This is a genomic window from Polaromonas sp. JS666, from assembly GCF_000013865.1.
GTDB lineage: Bacteria > Pseudomonadota > Gammaproteobacteria > Burkholderiales > Burkholderiaceae_C > Polaromonas.
In genome coordinates, this window is record NC_007950.1 from 37,672 (window position 1) to 60,161 (window position 22,490).

A 22,490-nucleotide genomic window follows, 5' to 3' on the forward strand; every position below is an offset into this window, starting at 1 on the left:
GCCATGAGTACCAACGCCCCCCTGCCCGCCTTCGGCGCCCTGGCCGGCCTGAAGGTGATCGACCTGTCGCGCGTGCTCGGCGGGCCGTACAGCGGCCAGATCCTGGCCGACCACGGTGCGCGCGTCATCAAGGTCGAGCCACCCGCCGGCGACGAAACCCGCGCCTGGGGCCCGCCCTTTGCCGAGGACGGCACCGCCGCCTACTACAACGGCCTGAACCGCAACAAACGCGATATCGTGATCGACTTGTCCAGGCCCGAGGGGCGCGAGATCGTGCTGAAAATGCTCGCGGATGCCGACGTGCTGATCGAGAACTTCAAGATCGGCACGCTGGATCGCTGGGGCATCGGCTATGAGCAGACGCTGCGCGAACGCTTTCCGCGCCTGATCCACTGCCGGGTCAGCGGCTTCGGCGCCGATGGGCCGCTGGGCGGCGCACCGGGCTACGACGCGGTGGCACAGGCCCTGGGCGGCCTGATGAGCGTCAACGGCACACCCGACAGCGGCCCGCTGCGGGTCGGCGTGCCGGTAGTGGACATCACCACCGGCCTGTCGGCGGTGATCGGCGTGCTGCTGGCGCTGGTCGAACGCCAGCGCTCCGGGCGCGGGCAATTCGTCGAGGCCACGCTGTACGACACCGCCGTGTCGCTGCTGCACCCGCAAAGCGCCAACTGGCTGCAATCGGGCCAAACACCCCAGCTCAGCGGCAATGCGCATTCCAACATCGTGCCCTACGACAAGTTTGCCACCCAGACCTGCGAGATATTCCTGGGAATCGGCAACAACGGACAATGGAAAAAGCTGTGCGCGTTCCTCGGATGCCCCGAGATGGCCGATGAGCCGCGCTTTGCCACCAACGCCGACCGCTTCCGTGAGCGCGACGCGCTGCGCACCCTGCTGGAGGCATACCTGCTGCAGGTCGATGGCGAGCAACTGTGCCGTGACCTGCTGGCCGTCGGCATTCCGGCCGGCGCCGTCAGGAGCATTCCGCAGGTACTGACCGACCCCCACACCTTGCACCGGGACATGGTGGTGCAGGTGGAGGGTGTGCCTGGCATCGGCATTCCGGTCAAGCTGTCGCGCACACCGGGGCGCGCCCACAGCGCGCCGCCGCGCTTTGGTCAGCACACGCGCGAGCTGCTCCTGGAGCATGGCTACGGCGCTGCCACCATTGACGCAATGATCGCGCGGGGGACTGTCGTGGAATACGTTGTGGAATGAACCCTGCCTGTCAGAGTAGGGGAAACTCCTCGAATACCTAACTAGTGTTAGGCTGTAAGATAAAAATCTTTTATGCAGAACAAAAAGTCGGCAAACTGCGGACAGGCAGATAGTCAACCGTGAAATGTCATAGGCACCTTCAGTGATCAACACCATCAGTACCCATAACAGTACCAAAGAGCGGGGATCGACTCCGACGCAAGCCAACAACCACGCAACAGACCCCGTCCTCGAATGTCGAGGATTGGAGCGCCGTTTCGGTGGCCTGGTCGCACTGACCGGGGTCAATCTGCGCATCGAGCGCGGCGAGATCTTTGGCCTGGTCGGGCCCAATGGCAGTGGCAAGACCACCATGACCAACGCCATCACCGGCTTCTTCCCGCCACAGGTTGGCAGCATCCTGCTCAATGGCCGCGACATCACCGGCATGGCGCCGCACAAGGTCGCAGCCCTGGGCGTGGCGCGCACCTTCCAGAACCTGGCGCTCTTCAACGGCATGAGCGTGCTCGACAACATCCTGCTGGGGCGCCACATCCACATGAAGCCCGGCGTGGCCAAAACTGCCCTCTACTGGTGGCTGGGTCGCCAGGATGAGATAGAACACCGGCTCAAGGTCGAAGAAATCATCGACTTCATGCAGCTTCAAAGCGTGCGTGACGAACTGGTGGACAGCATTCCGATCGGATTGAAAAAACGGGTCGAACTGGCGCGCGCGCTGGTGGCCGAGCCCAGCTTTCTGGTTCTTGACGAACCGATGGCCGGCATGAACCAGGAGGAAAAGGAATACATGGCCCGCTTTATTCTCGATGCGCGTGACGAGCGCAATGTCACGGTGCTGCTGATCGAGCACCACATGGATGTGATCACCGGCATCTGTGATCGCATGATGGTGCTCAGCTATGGTGAAACCATCGGAACCGGGATTCCTGCCGAGGTGATGAAGGATGAGCGCGTGATCAAGGCCTATCTGGGGGGTGCGCATGCAACGCGCTGATATGGACTCCGCCAAGGGCGGCAACACCACAACCTGGGACCTGGGTGTCGACACCACACTCGTCCGCATTCTGGCCCGCAACGCCGAGTTGCTCGGCGAGCATGTGGCCATGCGCGAAAAGCACCTGGGAATCTGGCAGGAAACCACCTGGTCGCAGATGCTGGAGGCCACGCTCGCCTGCGCGGCCGGCATGGAAAGCATGGGTTTTGGTTCGGACGATGCCATGCTGGTACTGGGCGACAACCGGCCCCGGCTTTACATGGGCATGCTCGCAGTCGGCATGCTGGGCGGCTACGCGATGCCGGTCTACCCTGATGCAACATCCGACGAAATTCGTCACTTCATGCAGGAAGCGCATGTCCGCTTTGTCCTGGCCGAAGACCAGGAACAGGTCGACAAGGTACTCGACCAGGGCGAACAGGGATCAGCGATTGAGCACGTTATTTATGACAATGCTCGCGGTTTGGCCGGCTACCCCGATTCCGGGCTGATGTCGTGGGACAAGGTACAGGAAATCGGTGCCGCGCGCCTGCGGGCCGAGCCAACTTTGCGCCGATCCCTGATTGAGCGGGCGCAGCCTGACGGACCCGCAGTGTTTGTGCATTCATCGGGGACCACCGGCAAACCCAAGGGCGTGGTGTTGAGCCACCGCAATTTACTCTCCGGGGTGCGCAACGCCCACCGCGGTGGCGCCTTCACCTTTGGCGAAACCATACTCGCCTACCTACCCATGGCATGGGTGGGCGACTTTGCCATCACGGTCGCGGCTGGTGTTGCGTTGCGCTTCACCATCCACATTCCAGAGCGTCAAGAGACGGTGCTGCACGACCTGCGCGAGGTGGCGCCCACTTTTTATCTGGCTGCGCCCCGCAGTTGGGACAACATGCTGACCACCATTCAGGTGCGCATGGAAGACTCGACACCACTGAAAAAGTGGCTCTACGATGTTTTCATGAACTCCGCGCTGGCCGCTGAACGAAGCAAGCTTGAGGGAAAACCGCCCAGCCTGAAAGAGCGTCTGATGCGCCCGCTAGGTGAATTGCTGATCTTCGGGCCGGTCAAGGATCAACTCGGCCTGACCCGCCTGCGCAATGCCTTCACGGGCGGCGAAGCGATTGGCGAGGACACTTTTGTTTTTTACCGTGCACTCGGCGTGAAATTGCGACAGTTCTACGGTCAAACCGAAAGCAGCGCCTTCAATGCCTTGCAGGACATTGAAGAAGTACGCCTGCACACGGTTGGCAAACCGCTGCCCGGTGTGGAAGTCAAGATCGGCGACAACGGCGAGATCATGCTTCGCTCCGGAAGTGTGTTTTCCGGTTACTACAAGCTTGAAAATGCCACCCGGGAAGCACTTGAGGATGGCTGGCTGCGCACGGGCGATGCTGGTTATGTTGAGCCCGACGGACAGATGGTGGTACTTGGACGCTTGTCGGAGGTGGTGTACACCTCCAAGGGCGAACGCTACATCCCGAACTACATCGAGAACCGCCTCAAATTCAGTCCGTACATCAAGGACGTGGCAGTGCTCGGGAGCGGTCGCGACACACTGGCGGCCATCATTTGCATCGACAAGGAACCGGTTGGCCATTGGGCCGAGGTACGGGGCATTTCCTACATGTCCTATGCCGACCTGTCGCAAAAGCCCGAGGTGATCGAACTGATCACGGCAGCGGTCAAGCGCGTCAACAGCATCCTGCCGGACGGCTTGAAACTGCATCACTTCGTGTCCTTGCACAAGGAGTTCGACCCCGACGATGGCGAGGTGACGCGAACCCGAAAGTTGCGCCGCAACGTGGTGGAACAGCGTTATGCACCCATCATTGATGCGATCTACGGTGGTCAAAAAATGGTCACGATGAAAGCGCAGATCACGTACGAAACCGGAGAGGTCGGCACCATCGAGCGCCAACTCTCGGTACAGGAGATTTAAATCATGGACTTTTCACTGTTTGCCGAATTGGCCATCAACGGCGCACTGTCGGGGCTCATGTATTCACTGGTGGCCATGGGCATCGTGATCATCTACAAGTCGTCCTCGGTGCCTAACCTGGCGCAAGGTGCGATGACCATGCTGGGTGCCTATGTGGTGCTGGCGATTGCCAATGGATTGGGCGTGTCGATGTGGGCCGCCATCCCGCTGGCGATGGGGACGATGTTCTTTCTCGGCATGGGCATCGAACGGGTGGCCTTGCGTCGGCTGGCGGGCCGCCCCATCATCATGATACTGATGATGACACTGGGGCTGGACATCTTCATACGCGCGACCGCGATGGCCATCTGGGGTGGCGGCGGCAGTACGCTGTCCATTGGCATCAGCGACGAACCGCTGTTCCTGGGGCCCCTGTTGTTGAATCGGGCTTATGTGGTGGGGGCCGTGGTGGCCGTTGCGCTGTTTTTGGTCCTCATGTTCTTCTTTCAAACGCGCAGAGGCATTGTCCTGCGCGCCATCTCCGATGATTACATCGCATCGTGGTCGATCGGTATTTCGGTTGAACGCGGGGTGGCATTTTCATGGGCCATGTCCTCGGTTCTGGCCACCACAGCCGGTGTGCTGTGGGGCTCGGTTCAAGGGGTCAACCAGGGGCTGGCGCTGCTTTTACTCAAGGGCTTGACCGTCGCCGTTCTGGGCGGTCTTGACAGCATCGGCGGGGCCATTCTGGCCGGCTTGCTGCTGGGACTTCTGGAAGGCGTTGCGTCAGGCTATCTCGACCCATTGCTTGGCGGTGGCAGCCGCGACCTGGTGGTTGCCGCAACGTTGATTCTGACCATCCTGATTCGGCCGCACGGCCTGTTCGGGCGCCACGACATTGAAAGGATCTGAAGGTCATGCTATTTCGTCAATCAGGAATTTCCCATACCAGTTACGCCAACACGCGCTCGCTTTTCCCGATCCCCGCGGATCGCTGGATGATCGGCTTGTTGCTGGCCTTTGCGTTAACTGCGCCATTTACCATGAGCTCGCTCGTCCTCAGCACCCAGCTGTTACCGTGGCTGGTGTGGACTTCGGCCGTGCTCGGCTTGAACCTGATCCTGGGTTGGGCCGGTCAGTTCCACTTCGGCTATGCCGCCATCATGGGCATCGGTGCCTACACGGCGGTGCACGGCGCACGCAACGGCATTCCCTGGGAAATCGCGGTGGTGCTCGGCGGCGTGATGGCCTCTGTGATCGGCATCGTTTTCGCTTTCGCGGCGCTGCGCGTGAAAGGCCTGTATCTGGCGCTCAGCACGCTGGCGCTGCAGTTCGTGATGGACTGGGTGATCTCCCATGTGCCCGCGATCAGCGGCGGCTCCCAGGCCACGCTGCAAGCACCCGCGATGCGCTTGCTCGGTCAGACCGTCACTTCAGAGAGCGGCTTGTACTATATGGCGCTGGGCTGGTGCCTGCTCGTGACCGTCTTCATGCTCAATCTGCGCCGCACCGGGCTTGGCCGCGCGCTCGTTGCCGTGCGTGAAAAGGACTTCGCCGCAGCAGTCATCGGCGTACACAGCCTGTATTACAAGCTGGTGGCATTCGCCACCTCGTCCTTCATCGGCGGCGTCAGCGGCGCTATCCTGATTTTCACCTTCTACCGGGTGGCGACACCGGAGCAATTTGCGGTCAACGTGTCGATCGAATTGCTGGCCATGGTGATCGTCGGCGGACTGGGCAGCATCATCGGCAGTTACTTTGGGGCCGCCTTCATTCTATTGATGCCCGGCCTGATGAACAGCCTGATCGCCTGGCTGGCGCAGCTCATGGGAATCTCGCTCGGCGTTGAAACGCTGGCCCACATTCCGCATGCGGTTTATGGCGCACTGATCATTATCTTCCTGCTGGTCGAGCCGATGGGCCTGGGCAAGATGTACACCAATCTGCGCAACTACCTGCTGGTCTGGCCCTTCGGCTACGCCCGAAAGTAAAAACGACATCATGGCGACTGACAACTTAACCCCCTCCCCAACGCTGATGCAAAACCAGACAGCGGAACCTGCCTTGATATTGTCACTGAACAATGTCGAGGTCATCTACGATCATGTATCGCTCGCCATCAAGGGCATTTCGATCGATGTGCCGCAAGGCGGCATGGTTGCACTGCTGGGCGCCAACGGCGCTGGTAAAAGCACGACGCTGAAGTCGATCAGCGGCCTGCTGCGCCCTGAGCGCGGCCTGGTAACCCGCGGTGAGGTGCAATTCCTGGGTCAGAACATCGATGCGCTGGCGCCTCAGGAGCGCGTCAAGCTCGGTATCGTTCATGTGCTGGAAGGGCGGCGTGTGTTCGAACACATGACGCCTGACGAGAACCTGGTGGCGGCCTCGGCGGTGCGTGGCACCCGCCAGGACATGCTGCGTAACAAGGACATGGTTTACAGCTACTTCCCGCGCTTGCATCAGCGACGCACCGCGCAGTCCGGCTATCTGTCAGGCGGCGAGCAGCAGATGCTGGCCATTGGCCGTGCATTGATGACGCAACCCAAACTGCTGATGCTTGACGAGCCGAGCCTCGGTCTCGCGCCTTTTCTGGTGGCAGAGATTTTCGACATTGTCCGACGCATCAACAAGGAAGAAGGGCTGTCCGTTCTGCTGGTGGAACAAAACGCAATTGCCGCTCTGGAGGTCGTCTCGCATGGCTACCTGATCGAGAACGGACGCGTGGTGATGCATGACAGCGCAGAAGCCATGAAGAAAAACCCGGACATCCAGGAGTTCTATCTGGGCGGCACCGAAGGCCGCAGTTTCCATGACATCAAGCACTATCGCAGACGCAAACGTTGGCTGACCTGACCCCCCGTGGTTACCCTGTCCACGTCGATACCTGATTTGGCGTTCAGTCTTGGGCCGTACTGTACGGCGTGCCCATCGGACTTTTTTTAATCCGTACGTTTCTTAGGAGAACAGACATGAGATTCAAGTTACTTTCTGTCGTGGCCGGTCTGGGATTGGCGCTTGCCGGTCTGCAGTCCGCGCAGGCGCAGGCGCCAGCGCAGCCGATCAAATTCGCGCTTTGTTATGACCTGAGCAAGTCCTACGGTTTTGTTACGCCACAGGTTTCCCAAGCGGTACGCGACTATGCACAAATCCTTAACCAGAAAGGCGGCATTGAAGGGCACCCGATTGAGATTCTGGTTCAAGACCATGGCAACGAGCCGCAACGCGGCATTGAGTGCTACGAAAAGATGAAACGCGAGGGCGCCATTGCCTTCGATTTCCTGTCCACGCCGGTTTCCCGCGCCGTACTTCCTCGCGCCATGGCCGATGGCAATGTAATGATGCAGTCTTTTGTAGGCCGTGGCGATGCGGTCGATGGCGATGTGTTCAAGTGGATTTTCCCCATCGGGCCGACCTACTGGGGCCAAATGGCCAACAACATCCAGTACCTCAAAACCAAGTCCGGCGGCAACCTCAAGGGCGTGAAGATCGCGTTCATCTACCCCGACTATCCGTTCGGGCAGGAACCGATCGGCGTGTTGAAGACGCTCGCGGCCAAAGAAGGCTTTGAGCTGCAGTTGGTTCCCAACCCGATGCCGGGCAATGACCAGGCCGCCGCCTGGACCCAGATCCGCCGCTTCAACCCCGACTGGGTTCTCAGCTGGAACCTGGCCAACATGCACGTCGTCGCCTCGCGCGAAATGAAGCGCAACGGCATCCCGATGGACAAATACATTTCCGTCAACTGGCTCAACGAAGTTGATCTTGCCAACATTGGTCTGGAAAACGCAAAAGGCCTCAAACGCGGCACCAACGTGGTGGGGGGGCAAAGCCACCCGCTGATGCAGCAGATCATCAAGGATCTGTATGAGAAGGGCAAGGGCAGCGGTGACCGCAAGCATCTCAGCGATATTTACTACAACACCGGGCTGGCCATCTATGCCAGCGTTTTCGAGGGAGCTCGCCTGGCCATCAAGCAAAATGGCTGGCCGATCACTCCTGACAAAATGAAGCGCGGTCTGGAAAGCCTGAAGAACTTTGATGCCGAAGACCTGATCGCCCCAGTGACAGTGACCGCCAAGGATCATGGCGGAGGCGGCAAGACCCGCATCGACATGTGGGATGGCGCCAAGTGGGTGCCACAGACCGACTGGTTCTCCGCGTACAACGATGTCGTCCAGGAAATCGTCAAAAAAGAATCCGGCGAGTTCGCCAAGTCCAAACCGTAATTGGAATACCCCTGAGGGGCATGGTCGGGCCATAGCGCACCGACCATGTCCCCTTATCCCGTGTTTTTCGGGTCGTCATTGGGTAACCGATGAAGCAGGCCGCGTGGCGCCCGATGCGGCGGCTTGCACTGCAAATCGTCTGGTCAATTATCTGAAATCTGAAAATGCGGGAAATTTAAACGTCATTTACCTAACTATCGTTTGACAGTTACACTATCATCAAATCAATCAAGCGCCAACGCGCAAGGAGTAAATATGGATATTGATCTCAAAAACAAATCGGTCATCGTCACCGGTGGCGGCTCGAACATCGGCCGTGCCATCGTGCTCGGCTTCGCTGCCGAAGGCGCCCACATCACCATCGGCGACGTGGATGAGCAGCAGGCACAAAAGACGGCCGAACTCGCTTTGCTCAGCGGCGCAGCGTCGGCGCAGGTTGTCAAGACCGATGTCACCCAGCTCGATCAGGTGCAAGCCATGTTCAAGGCCGCAGTTGACAAGTTTGGCGGCGTCGATGTACTCGTCAACAACGTCGGCTGGGACCAGTTGATGTTCTTCACACAGACGACCCCCGATCTCTGGCAGAAGATCATCGCCATCAACTACGTCGGCGTTCTCAACTGCACCAAAACCGCACTCGATCTGATGATTCCCCGCAACGCGGGCTCCATCGTCTCGATCAGTTCCGACGCCAGCCGGCAGGGCGAGCCGCGCGAGGCCGTGTACGGCGGCGTCAAGGCCGCCATCAACAGCTTCATGAAAACGATCGCCAAGGAAAACGGACGTTACGGCATCCGCTGCAACGTGGTCTGCCCCGGCATCACGATCCCGAGCACCACCGACGAAGTGGGCGGAAGCAGCATGTGGGTTGATGCCGACAGCATGTTCACGCCCGAACAACTGGAAAAAGTCGCCAAGGCGCTGCCGCTGCGCAAGGTCGGGCGGCCGCAGGATATTGCCAATGCCGTCGTCTTCCTGTCTTCGGCGAAGGTTGCGGGTCATGTCACCGGGCAGGTCCTGTCCGTCTCCGGTGGCTACAGCATGATCGGCTAAGCGGGTTCACGCCCTGCTGACACCGGAACGCGCCTGCTACGATCGGCTTGTTAAACCTAACTAACGACCGATATGACAAACAAGCCACGTTCTGAAGCCACCGCCACGATCCCCGAAGCCCCCGTTACCCGCGAGCGCATCCTGCTCGAAGCTGCGCGACTGTTCAGACACCATGGGTATGCCGCGACCACTTTGCGCGAGGTTGCCGACGCGGCCGGCGTCAAAGCCGGCAGCATCTATTATCACTTCGCATCAAAAGAAGAGATCCTCGGCGAAGTCCTGGACAAGGGTATCACGATCGTCGCTGACGCCGTTCGCTCCCGAATCGAAGCGCTTGCGGAAAATGCAAGCTGGCGCGACCGCATCGCCGCCGGCATCGAAGGCCACCTCTGGGGAATGCTCCACCATGGTGACTTCACGTCGGCCAACATTCGCATCTATGGCCAGATCCCGGCCAGCGCAAAAGATCGCCATCGGGTGATCCGGCGGGCCTACTCGGACTATTGGGATCGTTTGTTCGAATCGGCGCTCGCCAGCGGTGAATTGCGCCAGGACACCAACACGGCGATGGTTCGACTCTTCGTGATTGGCGCGTTGAACTGGACGGTGGAGTGGTACAACCCCCAGCGCGGCTCGTTCCAGGACTTCGTGCGCCAAATCACAGCGATCGTGTTCGATGGAATCCTCATACATGACAAGGCATAACATGACAAACCATTTCACTGCGGCAGTGTCGGCCTCCTCGGCAGGTCGCGCAGACTTTGCAGCCCGAAGCAGGAGCAAAAAATGACGGTTAAAGAAGGCTGGCGCGGCCGGTTCTACGAAGACTTCGATGTCGGCGACGAGTATCGGCATGCCCTCGGGCGCACCCTGACCCAGCAGGACAATATCTGGTTCACGCTGCTGACGCAAAACACGGCGCCGCTGCACTTCGACGCCCACTACGCCGCGCAGACGGAGTTCGGCCGCCCGCTCGTCAACTCCTGCCTCACACTGGCTCTCGTGACGGGCCAGACGGTGAGCGATGTCTCGCAAAACGTCATGGCCAACCTCGGATGGGACGAAGTCCGGCTGCCGCATCCGGTGTTCGAGGGCGACACGATCTATTCCCGCTCCACGGTGCTGGACAAGCGCGAGTCGCGATCGCGCCCCAACGTCGGCGTCGTCACGGTGCGCACCGAAGGCTACAACCAGGGTGGCGTCATTGTCTGCACGTTCAAGCGCACGGTGATGGTCTACAAGCGTGACGGCGCACCGCGCACCGCACCGCCGCTGCCAGCCGACAGCGGCCCTTAACCACCTCCTTAGCCAGCTTCGGCCCCAGGGTCGCCAACTTTTTTACTCTCTTCGCATGATGCCCTCCTCCCTGCTTGAACAATACGGCCCCCGCGAATCCATGGACTACGACGTGGTAGTCGTCGGCGGCGGCCCCGGCGGCCTGGCCACGGCCATCCGCCTCAAGCAGCTGGCCGCCGAAAAAGGCCAGGATGTGTCCGTCGTGGTGCTGGAAAAAGGCTCCGCCCCCGGCGCCCACATCCTCTCGGGCGCCGTCATGGACCCGATCGCCCTGAACGAACTTTTCCCCAACTGGAAAGCGATGGGCGCGCCGCTGAACCAGCCCGTCAGCGGTGACGACGTGCTGTTCCTCACAGAGACCGGCGCCAAACGCACGCCCGACTTCCTGGTGCCCGACTGCTTCCACAACGAGGGCAACTACGTCATCAGCCTCGGGGCCCTGACCCAATGGCTGGGCGCGCAGGCCGAAACGCTGGGCGTGGAAATTTTCCCCGGCTTCACCGCTGCCGAGGTGCTGTATAACGACAACGGTTCAGTCAAAGGTGTCGCCACCGGCAACCTTGGCATTGGCAAGGACGGCCAGCCGCATGAGGGCTTTCAGCTCGGCATGGAACTGCACGCCAAGTACACCATTTTTTCCGAAGGCGCGCGCGGCCATCTCGGCAAGCAACTCATCGCCAGATACAAGCTCGACGCGGGCCGCGACCCGCAAAGCCATGCCCTGGGCATCAAGGAGCTGTGGGAGATCGACCCGGCCCGCGCCCAGCCTGGCCGGGTGCTGCACACGGCCGGCTGGCCGATGGACAGCCAAACCTATGGCGGCGGCTTTCTCTACCACCTCGAAGGCAACCTGGTCACGCTCGGCTTTGTCACCGGGCTCGACTACAAGAATCCCTGGCTCAGTCCCTTTGAGGAAATGCAGCGCTGGAAGACCCACCCGGCCATCCGCGCCCACATCGAAGGCGGCAAGCGCATCAGTTACGGCGCGCGCGCCATCACCGCCGGCGGCCTGCTCAGCCTGCCCAAGACCGTGTTCCCGGGCGGCGCGTTGATCGGCTGCGATGCCGGCTACCTGAACGCCGCACGCATCAAGGGCAGCCACGCCGCCATCAAGAGCGGCATGCTGGCCGCCGAGGCCGCATTCGACGCCCTCGCCGCCGGTCGCAGCGGTGACGAACTCAGCGCCTACCCCACAGCGTTCGAAAACAGCTGGCTGCATACCGAACTCGACCAGTCGCGCAACTTCAAGCAATGGTTCAAAAAAGGCAGCCTGGTCGGCGCCCTGATGACCGGCATCGAGCAGTGGCTGCTGCCCAGGCTCGGCATCAAGCGTCCGCCCTGGACGATTCACCGCACCCAGGCCGACCACGCCTGCCTGCGCCCGGCCGCCGAGATGCCGCAGATCAGCTACCCCAAGCCCGACGGCAAGCTCACCTTCGACCGCCTCTCCAGCGTCTTCATCAGCAACACCAACCACGAAGAAAACCAGCCCGCGCACCTGACACTCAAAGACGCCAGCGTGCCGGTGCGGATCAACCTGGCGAACTACGCCGGCCCCGAGAGCCGCTACTGCCCGGCCGGCGTGTACGAGTTTGTGAAGAACGACGATGACTCGGACCGGCTGCAGATCAACGCCCAGAACTGCGTGCACTGCAAGACCTGCGACATCAAGGACCCGACGCAAAACATCGTCTGGGTCACACCCGAAGGCGGCGGCGGGCCGAACTACGCGGGCATGTAGCCGGATCCTGCCCGTGTTTCAAAAGGTTCTGATCCTTCACGGCGGCAATATTTGTGCTGGCACCCGCCAAAGCCGGGACGCTGGCGTCTTGGCATCCGCATCCCGGATCACCGACCCGAACTGCGAAATTCTCGTTTCTAAAGGGCCAACATGACAGCAGACTCTACCTTCGGCTTCGACGACGAAGCCCTCGCCAACCAAGCCACGGTTTACCAGCCGGGTCTATTCAAGGACAAGGTCGTGATGGTCTCTGGCGCCGGCAGCGGCATCGGCAAGGGCATCGCCTTCCTGTATGCGCGCCTGGGCGCCAGGCTGGTTATCTGCGGACGTGACGCCGCCAAGCTGGCGTCTTGCGCTCAGTGGCTGCGCAAACTGGGCAGTCCGGACGTGCTGGTGCAGCCCATGACCATCCGCGAGCCCGAGCAGGTGGCGCAGTTGATGGACGCGGCGTGGCAACACTTCGGGCGCGTCGACGTGCTGGTCAACAATGCCGGCGGACAGTACCCTCAGCGGGCGCTGGACTTCACGGTCAAAGGCTGGAAGGCCGTGATCGACACCAACCTCAACGGCACCTGGTACATGATGCACGCCATCGCCCGTCGCTGGAAAGACACGGGCGCAGCGGGCAACATCGTCAACATCGTGGCCGTCACCCAGCGCGGCATGCCGGGCGTGGCGCACACTTGCGCCGCGCGCGCGGCGGTCACCTATCTGTCCAAGACCGTCGCGGTCGAATGGGCCGAGTACGGCATTCGCATCAACTGCATCGCCCCCGGCGTCATCGAGAGCACGGGTTTTCGCCAGTACTCGGACGAGGCGGTCAAGGCCTTCTCGGTCGCCAACCCGATGAAGCACGTGGGTGACGTGCAGGACATTGCCGAAGCGGCGGTCTACCTGAGCGCGCCCAGCGGCAAATTCATCACCGGCGAGCTGCTCACGGTGGACGGTGGCGGCGTACTCTGGGGCGAAGCCTGGACCATTCCAAAACCTGATTACTTCAAGGTGACCCCATGACTGCGGCGCACGCGCAACACCCCAAATTCGGCCCCGGCGACGAAGCGCTGGCCGCGCTCCCGACGGTCTACCGCGACGACCTGTTCGCCGGCAAGGTGGTGCTGGTGTCGGGCGCCGGCAGCGGCATCGGCAAGGCGATTGCCTTTTTGTTCGCCCGGCTGGGCGCCACGCTGGCCATCTGCGGGCGCAAGGCCGACAAGCTGGAAGACTGCGCCGAAAAACTGCGCGCGCTGTCGGATCGCGAGGTGTTCATCTACCCGATGACCATCCGCGAGCCCGAGCAGGTGGACGCCATGCTCAGCGCCGTGTGGGAAAGTTTCGGCGGCGTGGACGTGCTGGTCAACAACGCCGGTGGCCAGTTCGCCGCCCACGCAATGGACTTCACCGACAAGGGCTGGAACGCGGTGATCGACACCAACCTCAACGGCAGCTGGTACATGATGCAAGGCGCGGCCAGGCGCTGGGTGGAACAGGGCCGTCCCGGCAACATCGTCAACATCACCGCCGCCATCGAACGCGGCCTGACCGGCATGGCACATACCACCGCCTCGCGTGCGGGCGTGATTGCACTGTCGCGCACGCTGGCCGTCGAATGGGCCGAGCACAACATCCGCGTCAACTGCATCGGCGCCGGCGCCATCGAGAGCAACGGCTTCAACAACTACCGCGAAGAAAACGTCTCGACCTTCTACCAGTGCAACCCGATGAAGCGTCCCGGTGACGTGCAGGACATCGCCGAGGCAGTGGTCTACCTCGCAGCCCCTTCGGGCAAGTTCATCACCGGCGAGTTGCTCAACATCGAGGGTGGCATGCTGCTGTGGGGCGAGTTTTGGCCGGCCGGTAAACCCGACTACTTCAAGGTCGATCCGTCATGAACGCGCCGGAACCGGCTCCATCGGCCAGCTATTTCCACCGGCCGTTTCAGCAACTGGTGGGGTACGACATCCTGCACAACGAACGCGGCCTGTATTTCCGGCTGCCGATCCGGCGTGACCACCTCAACCCCCACGGCGTGCTGCACGGCGGTGTGCCCCTGACCCTGCTCGACGCAGTTGGCGGCAGGACGCTGATCGACCGACGGATTCCGGGCAGCGATCAGCGCATCCTGTCATCCGTCACCGTCACGCTCACCGTGGATTTCATGCGTGCGATCGGCAGCGGCGTCCTGTTTGCATCGGCCACGCCCGACCACATCGGCAAGACGCTGGCCTACGTATCGATGAAGGTGACGCTCGACGACCTGGATGGCGACATCGTGTCGCACGGCATCGGCACCTACCGCATCTACACCAAGTCGCTGGTCAAGCACGTGTGATGCGCTCCCGCTCCTGACCATAGCGCACGCGGCCAGACTTCGATCCGCGTGCCGACACTGAACAGCCAGGACGGGCCCGGCCGTTCAGTATTGCTCAGTGCTGGCCGAGCGGCGTGCGCACCACAATGCCGTCAAGCGCGGGGCTGAGCTTGATCTGACAACCCAGGCGCGAGCTTTCGTTGCGGCCCTCGGCAAACTCAAGCATCGACTTTTCCATCGCCTCCATCGGCGGCAACTTGTCCAGCCAGGCGGCGTCGATGTGCACATGGCAGGTGGCGCAGGCGCAGGCGCCACCGCAGTCGCCATCGATGCCCGGCACCAGGTTGTTGACGGCGGCCTCCATCACCGACAGGCCGTCGTCGACGTCCACGTTGCGGACCGTACCATTGTGTTCAATAAAAGTAACTTTTGTCATGTTGATTTTCCAAAATGGGGCGCGCCTTGGCAGCGCCCTTGTGAATTGATAGTTCGATAAAATTAAATCCATGGCCCGGCACAGCGACATCAGCCGGCCAGGTCCTTCGCTGCGATACGCTCGTCGGCGAGCCGCTCGGGCGCGATGACGGTGCGGTTCGCAATCAGCGCTTTGGCCACCATGAACTCGACCGGGCGGTTGACCGCATCGACGGCAAGCAATCGCCCGTCGCGCAGGTAGAACGCCGCAAACGAACGGTTGTCGGTACTGCCCCGCATCACGACCTGGTCATAGCCGCGGTTGAGTCCCGCGGTTTGTAACTTGAGGTCGTACTGATCGGACCAGAACCACGGCACCTGCCGATACGGCCTGGCCTTGCCACACATGGCCGCCGCCGCCGTCTTGCCCTGCTCAATGGCGTTGTGCACCGATTCGAGACGCAGCCGACTGTCGTAGATCGCGTTCGGATGCTGCGTGCAGTCGCCAGCCGCGAAAATGCCGGGCACAGAGGTCCGGCATTCCTCGTCGACGACGATGCCGTTGTCGCAGACCAGACCCGCGGCCTGCGCCAACTCGACGTTCGGCAGCAGACCGATGCCGGCAATGACCAGGTCGGCGTCAATGCGTTCGCCATCGCCGGTCACGACCCGCGCCAGCGAAGCATCGCCCTCGATGCCGGAGACCGTCGTCGCGCAGCGGATCGTCACGCCCGCCTGCCGGTGCACGCTTTCGAAGAAGCGCGCCACGGCCGGACAAGTGACACGCGCCAGCACCGTCGGCGCCGCTTCCAGCACGGTCACCGCGAGCCCCAGTTTGGCGGCCACGGCGGCGATCTCGAGTCCGACGTAGCCGCCGCCGATCAGCACCAGCCGGGCCCCGGGACGCAGAGCGGCACGAATGCCGTCAACATCAGCCACGGTGCGCAGATAGTGCAGGCGCGGATGGTCGGCACCCGGGCAGTCAAGCCGACGGGCACGCCCGCCAGTCGCCAGCAGCAGATGATCAAACGCCAGTTCGCGGCCATCGTCCAGCCTCACCTGCCGCCGGGCGGCATCAAGTTCGGTGACGGCCACCCCGAGCAGCGTGTCCACACGCGCCTGCTCGTAGAATGCCGGCGGCTTCAGGAACAATCGCTCCAGCGGCAAGGTGCCCGCCAAAAATGCCTTCGACAGCGGCGGGCGCTGATACGGCAACACCGGCTCGGCGCCGACCAGCACGATGCGCCCGTCGAATCCCTCTTGCCGCAGGCTCGCAACCGCCTGGCCGGCCGCCTGACCGGCGCCGGCAATAATCACAGTTTCGCTCACGATCAGCGCGGCTTCAAGCGTTGATGCGGACGGGCAGCGACTCATAGCCCTTCACAAAGGGCGACAGCACGCGCTCGGGCGCGCCAACGACCTCGATCTGACCTGGATTGGGCCAGCGCTTGAGCAACTCCTCCCAAACGATGCGCAGCTGCAACTCGGCGAGACGGTTGCCCACGCAGCGGTGAATGCCGAAACCGAACGAGAGGTGATGGCGCGGCTTGGCGCGATCAATGATGAACGCGTCCGGATTTTCAATCGCTTCGGGATCACGGTTGCCGGAGACATACCACATGATGACCTTGTCACCCTTGCGAATGGACTTGCCGCCGAGCTCGGTGTCCTGCAGCGCGGTACGCCGCATGTGCGCCAGCGGTGTCTGCCAACGAACGATCTCCGGCACCATGGAGGCGATCAGCGCCGGGTTGGCGCACAGCTTGCGGTATTCGTCCGGATTTTCGTTGAGCGCCAGCACGCCGCCGGTCATCGAGTTGCGGGTCGTGTCATTGCCGCCGACGATCAGCAAAATGAGGTTGCCCAGAAACTCTTCCGGCGTCATGTTGCGCATGGACTCGGTGTGCGCCATCATCGATATCAGATCATTGCCCGGTGGCACATTGACGCGCTCGTTCCACAGCCGGGTCATGTATTGCACGCACCCCTTGAGCTCCTCCATGCGCTGCTCTTCCGAATCAATAATGCCCGTGCCGACCAGCGCCGTCGCGACATCCGACCAGCGCGTCAGCTTGGCACGGTCTTCCCAAGGGAAATCAAACAGCGTCGCCAGCATCTGCGTCGTCAGGTTGATCGAAACGAGCTTGACCCAGTCAAAGGTCTCGTTGATCGGCAGGCCATCCAGCGCACGACCGGTACGCTCGCGGATCAGACCTTCGAGCTTGGCGAGGTTCTCCGGCGCCACGATCGGACTGACCGCCATGCGCTGCACGTCGTGCTTGGGCGGATCCATCGCAATGAACATCGGCAGGGTTACCGCCGCATTGGACTCCATGATGGTGATATTGCCCTCGGATGAAAATATCTCCGGATGGGTCTCCACCTGCATGATGTCCTTGAACTTGGTCACCGACCAGTACGGACCAAACAAGCTGTCCTTACAGTAATGCACGGGGTCTTCGCGGCGCAGACGCTCAAAATAACCCCACATCGTATTGTCGCGAAACAGCTCCGGATTGCTTACATCAATGTCCTCAAGCGGGATCGCGTATGCCCTGCTTTGGTCGTTTTGGTTGTTTACCACAATCGCTTCACTCATACAGTGTCTCCTTAATTAATAAAACCGTGACCGCACGGAAAAACCACCGTCGCGGGCCGACCTTGCGTACATTCATCCATTGAATGCCAGCCCGAGATTAGTGTTATCTGCGATGGATGTCACCTATCTAAAGATAGGGGAAACGGGCGGCAGGACAAACGCCCGATGGGCACAAGCATCAATGCATGTGCCCATCGGGCGATCGCGACTACCTCGACAGCGTTTTATTTCAGTTGCGGGTCAACATACGCCCGCGCGGCCAAGCGTTGCGCCGGGAGGGGCAGCGAGTGAAAGAGCAGCAGCAACCACCTGCGGCATCAGGATGCGGGCCGAGCCCAGCAGCAGAATCAGGCCGCAGGTCAGTTGCAGCCAGCGCAGCGTCACTCCATTTACTTCGTGACGCCCTCGGTCTTCACTGTAAGGTAGCCATCATCGACCGGGAGCACCCGGTAATTCACGAAATAAGTGCAAGGGCCTTCGGGTCATGGCCAGGCCGACGCCTTCCCTGATCACGCGGATCGTCGGGTTCAAGGGTTCCAGCCGCCGCCGGCAAGGCTGGTGAAACATAACACGGTGCAGCGTCGTGCGTTCATTGCGTGCCCTCACAGGATATGGGCACGACGTTTGCGCGCACCCGGCGCACGACTTCGCGCCTTCGGTCATTTCTTGGGGCGTATCGCGTCTGCCGTACCCTGGATGAAGGCCTTGATCTTCTCCACATCGTCCACGCTCAGCTTGCCCGTGAAGTCCGGCATGCCCCGGCTCATGGCCGGTCCTTTGAAGATGAACTTGTCGAGGTTTTCGATGAAGGCCGCGTTCATGTAGCCGAGGTTGGGAATGCTGCCGCCGCGGTCCACGCCGGGAACACCATGGCAGAGAACGCAGTTGCTCACATACAGCGCAGTACCCGCCGGCACCTGGGCCGGATCGTATTTCACGCCAGCCACCAGTTCGCCCATTCGGTAAGCAACAAACTCCGGCATAGGCGCTTTGCCACCCACGGCAAAGGTATAGACCGTGCCCAAGCCTTGTCGTTCGGAGGCGCGCTGGGAAACCCCGTAAGAGCCGCCCCATCCCACGGCAATCGACACGTACTGCTTGCCATCCACCAGGTAGGTGACCGGTGCCGCAATCACACCGGTGCCCGTCGGGGATTCCCACAACTTCTCGCCGTTCTGGGCGTTATAGGCAATAAATCGCCCGTCTGCCGTGCCCTGAAAAACCAGGTTGCCGGCCGTGGTCAGCGTACCGCCGTTCCAGGGCGACACCTGTTCCTGGCGCCATGCTTCTTTTTTTTGAACCGGATCCCAGGCAATCAGGCGTCCAAACGGCTTGCTTTTCGGCGGCGTTACATTGATCAAATTGCCAGTATTCCAACCCGTACCGGAGCCTGGTTGACCTGGCTTGTTGGAATTGAAGCTCCAGTTCTTGTCGTCCATCAGGTTGATAGGTATATTTTGCGTCGGCAAGTAGACCAACCCGGTCTGTGGGTTGAATGACATGGAATGCCAGTTGTGCGCGCCATAGGGGCCTGGAATGGCGTCAAACGGCCGATCCGTGGGGCGCGCCTCGGCGGTCTCGATGGGGCGACCCGTCGCGTCATAGCCGGTGGCCCAGTTCACATCAACAAAGTTTTTTGCCGAGATGAACTTGCCGTTGGTGCGGTCGATCACGAAGAAGAAACCGTTCTTGGGTGCGTGCAGGATCACCTTGCGCGGCTTGCCTTCAATCTTGAGGTCGGCCAGGATCATCGGCTGGGTCGACGTGTAGTCCCAGTTGTCGCCGGGGGTTTCCTGGTAATGCCAGACGTACTTGCCGGTGTCCGGATTGAGTGCAACGATGGAGGCCAGGTAAAGGTTGTCGCCACCTGCGGGGCTGCGCTTGGCGCGACTCCAGGGTGAGCCGTTGCCGGTCCCGACGTACATCAGATTCAAGGCTGGGTCAAAGGCCATCGAGTCCCAGGCGGTGCCACCGCCGCCCGCCTCCCAGTACTTGCCGCTGGGGTCCCAGGTTTTGGCCGCCGCGGCCATGGAAGCGTCTTCAAAAGGCTTGCTTGGATCCCCTGGTACCGTAAACCATCGCCATTTTTGTTTGCCGCTGGCGGCATCGTAGGCCGTGATATAGCCGCGCACGCCGTATTCGGCACCACCATTGCCAATGATGACCTTGTCTTTGAAAATCCGTGGTGCGCCCGTGCTGGTGTAGGAACGGCTGTGATCAATGACGGTGTCCTGTTCCCACGCCACTTTGCCGGATGCGGCATCCAGCGCGATCAACCGGCCGTCAAAGGCGGCAACGTAGACGCGGCCCTTGTGCAAGGCCACGCCACGGTTAACCACGTCACAACAGCCTTTGTAACCGAACTCACGTTTGATTTTTGGGTCATAGGTCCAGATGCGTTTCCCTGTGCGCACATCCACGGCGTGAACAATACTCCAGGACGCGGTCACGTACATGATGCCGTCCACCACCAGCGGCGTGGCCTCGACACCCCGGGTCGATTCCAGGTTGTACGACCAGACCAGTCCCATATCCTTGACGTTGGAAGCATTGACCTGATCAAGTTTGCTGAACCGTGTCTCGGCATAGTCCAGCCCAGTGCTTGGCCAATCAGCGGTCTTGGCCTCGTTGGCGCGCATAAACGCACCATCGACCTTCTTGGTCACGGCCGCAATGTGCGCCGTCAAGCCCTTGGCTCCCTCAGCCATGGCGCTCGGCGCTACCGCGGCGAGCAACGAAGCCACCGCCAGCGTTAACGTTATTCCAGGACGCGCTGCAGTTTTTCCTTGCGGTAACTTGCTCATACGACTAATTTCTTTGTTCATCATGTCTCCTTTTGAGGTAGGTTGCCAATTGCGGCTCTGCGCCACTGTCCAGTGAGCCGGTGCAAGAGCCAAGCCAGGCCAAGCCGATCAGGACCAAGGGATGCTCTAAAGACACCCGTCTTGGCATCAGGGCGTTTCTCAATGCCTTGGTAGCCAGCATCACCAAAGGCAGCTGTCTAGGACTTGTTTTGTCCCCTGTTATTTAAAGTAACCATCCGGCCATTGAGAGCCGGCCTGTCGAATGACGCGACCAGACTTCGCGCCCAATGTGCCCGGAAATCGTAGAACGAAGCATGTGCAACGTCACCTAACTTTAGTTAGGGTGTTTTCCATAACGCATCACAATAGACTCGCAGCAAGCTCGAATTACCATCGCGAAAAGAAGGTACACAATATTGAAAGAGACAAAAATGAAGCCTGCTTCCCCTGTAATCCAAATGCCTCTTGTCAGCCCGGGCGAGCCCGTCACACAGTCTGAAATAGCGCGCATCTTCGCCGCCCAGCGCGAAACGGCCTTGCGGCTTCGTCAATCGACCGCCGCGCAGCGTCTCGACAAGATTGACCGCCTGAAGCGGGCCGTCCTGGCGCGCCAGGCGGATATCCAGCGCGCAGGCGCACTGGACTTCGGCAAACCGGCCGCCGAGGTCGACCTGACCGAAATTTTGCCCATCGTGGCCGAAGCCAACGACGCGCGTCGCCATCTGCGCCGCTGGATGAAGCCACGCAAGGTTTTCCCGACCCTGCTGATGTTCGGCACGTCAAGCCATGTGCAGTGCGAACCGAAGGGCCGCTGCCTGATCATCTCGCCCTGGAACTACCCGCTCAATCTGACCTTCGGCCCGCTGATCTCGGCCATCGCCGCCGGTAACACAGCGATTCTCAAACCCTCGGAGATGACACCGCACCTGTCGGAGGTGATGGCCGAGATCGTGCGCGAGGTGTTTACCGAAGACGAGGTAGCCTTGTTCCAGGGCGAAGCGTCGGTCTCGCAAGCCCTGCTGGATCTGCCCTTCGACCACATTTTCTTTACCGGCTCACCGGCAATTGGCCGCGTCGTGATGGCCGCGGCAGCCAAGCACCTGACCAGCGTGACGCTGGAGCTGGGCGGCAAGAGCCCGACCATCGTTGACGCCACGGCGAACCTGAAGGCAGCGGCGGCCAACCTGATGTGGTCCAAGCACACCAACAGCGGCCAGACCTGCATTGCGCCCGACCACGTCTACGTTCACGAGTCGGTCAAGGAATCGTTCATCCAGCACTGCCGCGAGGCCCTGGCCAAAGCCTACGGCGAGGGCGATGCCGTGCGCAGCAGCCCCCACCTGGCGCACATCGTCAATGAACGCCATGCCAAACGAATCGTCGGACTGCTTGATGACGCGCTTCAAAAGGGCGCCAGGCTGCTGGTCGGCGGCCAGCACCAGACGGATCGCCAGTTCGTGGCCCCCACCTTGATCGACAACGTCAGCCCGGACGCGAAGATCATGCAGGAAGAAATTTTCGGCCCGCTGCTTCCCGTCATCGCTTACCGCGATCTCGACGAAGTCATCACCAAGATCAACGACCAGCCCAAGCCGCTCGCGCTGTACATCTGGACGAAGAACCACAAGGTCGCCGACAAGGTGCTGCGCGAGACGAGTTCGGGCGGCGCCTGCGTCAACCACAGCGTGGTGCAGTTCCTGCATGGCCGCTTGCCATTCGGCGGCGTCAACAATTCCGGGCTCGGCAGCGCACACGGGATCTACGGGTTCAAGGCCTTCAGCCATGAGCGCGCGGTCGTCAAGACTTGGCTGCTGCTGGCGTCGAACTTCTACCCGCCCTACACCCCTCTGTCGCGACGGCTGATCAACTGGACGCTGCGTCTGGTCTGATGGTCTCGGTTGCACGGGGTCAGCCCTGTGCAC

The 22,490-nt window shown here is 61.1% G+C and carries 20 protein-coding genes; 15 read left to right on the plus strand and 5 right to left on the minus strand.

The genetic code is table 11. The annotated features are described in order from the left end of the window. Window positions 1–3: 3 nt before the first annotated feature. The 14 genes from BPRO_RS26440 (at window position 4) to BPRO_RS26505 (ending at window position 14,772) form a co-directional block, all read left to right on the plus strand. Window positions 4–1,221: a CaiB/BaiF CoA transferase family protein gene (locus tag BPRO_RS26440; protein WP_011486123.1), complete on the plus strand. Its 1,218-nt coding sequence runs from the start codon at window positions 4–6 to the stop codon at window positions 1,219–1,221. Between the two features lie 244 nt (window positions 1,222–1,465). Then, the gene (locus tag BPRO_RS26445; RefSeq protein WP_157046051.1) at window positions 1,466–2,215 is read left to right on the plus strand and encodes an ABC transporter ATP-binding protein; all 750 of its coding nucleotides are present in this window, start codon (window positions 1,466–1,468) and stop codon (window positions 2,213–2,215) included. After that, window positions 2,202–4,148: an AMP-dependent synthetase/ligase gene (locus BPRO_RS26450; protein WP_011486125.1), complete on the plus strand. Its 1,947-nt coding sequence runs from the start codon at window positions 2,202–2,204 to the stop codon at window positions 4,146–4,148. The genes BPRO_RS26445 and BPRO_RS26450 overlap by 14 nt, the downstream gene beginning before the upstream one ends. 3 nt (window positions 4,149–4,151) lie before the next feature. Beyond that, window positions 4,152–5,039 carry a branched-chain amino acid ABC transporter permease gene (locus BPRO_RS26455; protein ID WP_011486126.1) on the plus strand — a complete coding sequence of 296 codons (888 nt, stop codon included), beginning with the start codon at window positions 4,152–4,154 and terminating at the stop codon, window positions 5,037–5,039. 5 nt (window positions 5,040–5,044) lie between these two features. After that, window positions 5,045–6,118 (plus strand): branched-chain amino acid ABC transporter permease, encoded by a 1,074-nt coding sequence (locus BPRO_RS26460; protein ID WP_011486127.1) that lies wholly within the window; start codon window positions 5,045–5,047, stop codon window positions 6,116–6,118. A gap of 10 nt (window positions 6,119–6,128) precedes the next feature. Beyond that, the gene (locus BPRO_RS26465; protein WP_011486128.1) at window positions 6,129–6,980 is read left to right on the plus strand and encodes an ABC transporter ATP-binding protein; all 852 of its coding nucleotides are present in this window, start codon (window positions 6,129–6,131) and stop codon (window positions 6,978–6,980) included. Window positions 6,981–7,096: 116 nt separating this feature from the next. Further along, window positions 7,097–8,353: an ABC transporter substrate-binding protein gene (locus BPRO_RS26470; protein ID WP_011486129.1), complete on the plus strand. Its 1,257-nt coding sequence runs from the start codon at window positions 7,097–7,099 to the stop codon at window positions 8,351–8,353. 255 nt (window positions 8,354–8,608) lie between these two features. Continuing rightward, a complete protein-coding gene (locus tag BPRO_RS26475; protein ID WP_011486130.1) occupies window positions 8,609–9,406 on the plus strand; it encodes an SDR family NAD(P)-dependent oxidoreductase in 798 nt (265 codons plus the stop codon). 72 nt (window positions 9,407–9,478) lie between these two features. After that, window positions 9,479–10,111, plus strand: coding sequence for a TetR/AcrR family transcriptional regulator (locus BPRO_RS26480; protein ID WP_011486131.1), 633 nt, complete (start codon window positions 9,479–9,481; stop codon window positions 10,109–10,111). 81 nt (window positions 10,112–10,192) lie between these two features. Further along, the gene (locus BPRO_RS26485; RefSeq protein ID WP_011486132.1) at window positions 10,193–10,702 is read left to right on the plus strand and encodes a MaoC family dehydratase; all 510 of its coding nucleotides are present in this window, start codon (window positions 10,193–10,195) and stop codon (window positions 10,700–10,702) included. Between the two features lie 55 nt (window positions 10,703–10,757). Continuing rightward, complete coding sequence (locus BPRO_RS26490; RefSeq protein ID WP_011486133.1) at window positions 10,758–12,443, plus strand: electron transfer flavoprotein-ubiquinone oxidoreductase; 1,686 nt, start codon at window positions 10,758–10,760, stop codon at window positions 12,441–12,443. 150 nt (window positions 12,444–12,593) lie between these two features. Next, the gene (locus BPRO_RS26495) at window positions 12,594–13,457 is read left to right on the plus strand and encodes an SDR family oxidoreductase (RefSeq protein ID WP_011486134.1); all 864 of its coding nucleotides are present in this window, start codon (window positions 12,594–12,596) and stop codon (window positions 13,455–13,457) included. After that, window positions 13,454–14,332 carry an SDR family oxidoreductase gene (locus BPRO_RS26500; protein WP_011486135.1) on the plus strand — a complete coding sequence of 293 codons (879 nt, stop codon included), beginning with the start codon at window positions 13,454–13,456 and terminating at the stop codon, window positions 14,330–14,332. Before BPRO_RS26495 ends, BPRO_RS26500 begins: the two co-directional genes overlap by 4 nt. After that, entirely contained in the window at window positions 14,329–14,772 is a 444-nt protein-coding gene (locus tag BPRO_RS26505) for a PaaI family thioesterase (protein ID WP_011486136.1), read from the plus strand. The genes BPRO_RS26500 and BPRO_RS26505 overlap by 4 nt, the downstream gene beginning before the upstream one ends. 94 nt (window positions 14,773–14,866) lie before the next feature. On the opposite strand, the gene BPRO_RS26510 is transcribed toward BPRO_RS26505, so the two are convergent. The 5 genes from BPRO_RS26510 to BPRO_RS26525 all read right to left on the minus strand — a co-directional run bounded on the left by BPRO_RS26510 (window position 14,867) and on the right by BPRO_RS26525 (window position 20,568). Then, window positions 14,867–15,187, minus strand: coding sequence for a 2Fe-2S iron-sulfur cluster-binding protein (locus tag BPRO_RS26510; protein WP_011486137.1), 321 nt, complete (start codon window positions 15,185–15,187; stop codon window positions 14,867–14,869). A gap of 89 nt (window positions 15,188–15,276) precedes the next feature. Next, window positions 15,277–16,539, minus strand: a complete 1,263-nt coding sequence (locus tag BPRO_RS26515; protein ID WP_049764331.1) for an NAD(P)/FAD-dependent oxidoreductase — start codon at window positions 16,537–16,539, stop codon at window positions 15,277–15,279. Then, the gene (locus BPRO_RS26520) at window positions 16,508–17,764 is read right to left on the minus strand and encodes a cytochrome P450 (RefSeq protein ID WP_011486139.1); all 1,257 of its coding nucleotides are present in this window, start codon (window positions 17,762–17,764) and stop codon (window positions 16,508–16,510) included. Before BPRO_RS26520 ends, BPRO_RS26515 begins: the two co-directional genes overlap by 32 nt. Before the next feature lie 240 nt (window positions 17,765–18,004). Continuing rightward, window positions 18,005–18,148 carry a hypothetical protein gene (locus BPRO_RS29970; RefSeq protein WP_157046052.1) on the minus strand — a complete coding sequence of 48 codons (144 nt, stop codon included), beginning with the start codon at window positions 18,146–18,148 and terminating at the stop codon, window positions 18,005–18,007. A gap of 275 nt (window positions 18,149–18,423) precedes the next feature. After that, window positions 18,424–20,568: a PQQ-dependent dehydrogenase, methanol/ethanol family gene (locus BPRO_RS26525; RefSeq protein ID WP_232291622.1), complete on the minus strand. Its 2,145-nt coding sequence runs from the start codon at window positions 20,566–20,568 to the stop codon at window positions 18,424–18,426. A 458-nt stretch (window positions 20,569–21,026) separates the two neighbouring features. Between BPRO_RS26525 and BPRO_RS26530 the strand changes: the two genes are divergently transcribed. Continuing rightward, window positions 21,027–22,457 carry an aldehyde dehydrogenase family protein gene (locus BPRO_RS26530; protein ID WP_041390612.1) on the plus strand — a complete coding sequence of 477 codons (1,431 nt, stop codon included), beginning with the start codon at window positions 21,027–21,029 and terminating at the stop codon, window positions 22,455–22,457. Window positions 22,458–22,490: the final 33 nt, after the last annotated feature.

Coding starts and splice junctions, on each gene's coding strand:
- BPRO_RS26440 (WP_011486123.1), top strand. CDS start 4: ATGAGTACCAACGCCCCCCTGCCCGCCTTCGGCGCCCTGGCCGGCCTG.
- BPRO_RS26450 (WP_011486125.1), top strand. CDS start 2,202: ATGCAACGCGCTGATATGGACTCCGCCAAGGGCGGCAACACCACAACC.
- BPRO_RS26455 (WP_011486126.1), top strand. CDS start 4,152: ATGGACTTTTCACTGTTTGCCGAATTGGCCATCAACGGCGCACTGTCG.
- BPRO_RS26460 (WP_011486127.1), top strand. CDS start 5,045: ATGCTATTTCGTCAATCAGGAATTTCCCATACCAGTTACGCCAACACG.
- BPRO_RS26465 (WP_011486128.1), top strand. CDS start 6,129: ATGGCGACTGACAACTTAACCCCCTCCCCAACGCTGATGCAAAACCAG.
- BPRO_RS26470 (WP_011486129.1), top strand. CDS start 7,097: ATGAGATTCAAGTTACTTTCTGTCGTGGCCGGTCTGGGATTGGCGCTT.
- BPRO_RS26475 (WP_011486130.1), top strand. CDS start 8,609: ATGGATATTGATCTCAAAAACAAATCGGTCATCGTCACCGGTGGCGGC.
- BPRO_RS26480 (WP_011486131.1), top strand. CDS start 9,479: ATGACAAACAAGCCACGTTCTGAAGCCACCGCCACGATCCCCGAAGCC.
- BPRO_RS26485 (WP_011486132.1), top strand. CDS start 10,193: ATGACGGTTAAAGAAGGCTGGCGCGGCCGGTTCTACGAAGACTTCGAT.
- BPRO_RS26490 (WP_011486133.1), top strand. CDS start 10,758: ATGATGCCCTCCTCCCTGCTTGAACAATACGGCCCCCGCGAATCCATG.
- BPRO_RS26495 (WP_011486134.1), top strand. CDS start 12,594: ATGACAGCAGACTCTACCTTCGGCTTCGACGACGAAGCCCTCGCCAAC.
- BPRO_RS26500 (WP_011486135.1), top strand. CDS start 13,454: ATGACTGCGGCGCACGCGCAACACCCCAAATTCGGCCCCGGCGACGAA.
- BPRO_RS26505 (WP_011486136.1), top strand. CDS start 14,329: ATGAACGCGCCGGAACCGGCTCCATCGGCCAGCTATTTCCACCGGCCG.
- BPRO_RS26510 (WP_011486137.1), bottom strand. CDS start 15,187: ATGACAAAAGTTACTTTTATTGAACACAATGGTACGGTCCGCAACGTG.
- BPRO_RS26515 (WP_049764331.1), bottom strand. CDS start 16,539: ATGAGTCGCTGCCCGTCCGCATCAACGCTTGAAGCCGCGCTGATCGTG.
- BPRO_RS26520 (WP_011486139.1), bottom strand. CDS start 17,764: ATGAGTGAAGCGATTGTGGTAAACAACCAAAACGACCAAAGCAGGGCA.
- BPRO_RS26525 (WP_232291622.1), bottom strand. CDS start 20,568: ATGAGCAAGTTACCGCAAGGAAAAACTGCAGCGCGTCCTGGAATAACG.
- BPRO_RS26530 (WP_041390612.1), top strand. CDS start 21,027: ATGCCTCTTGTCAGCCCGGGCGAGCCCGTCACACAGTCTGAAATAGCG.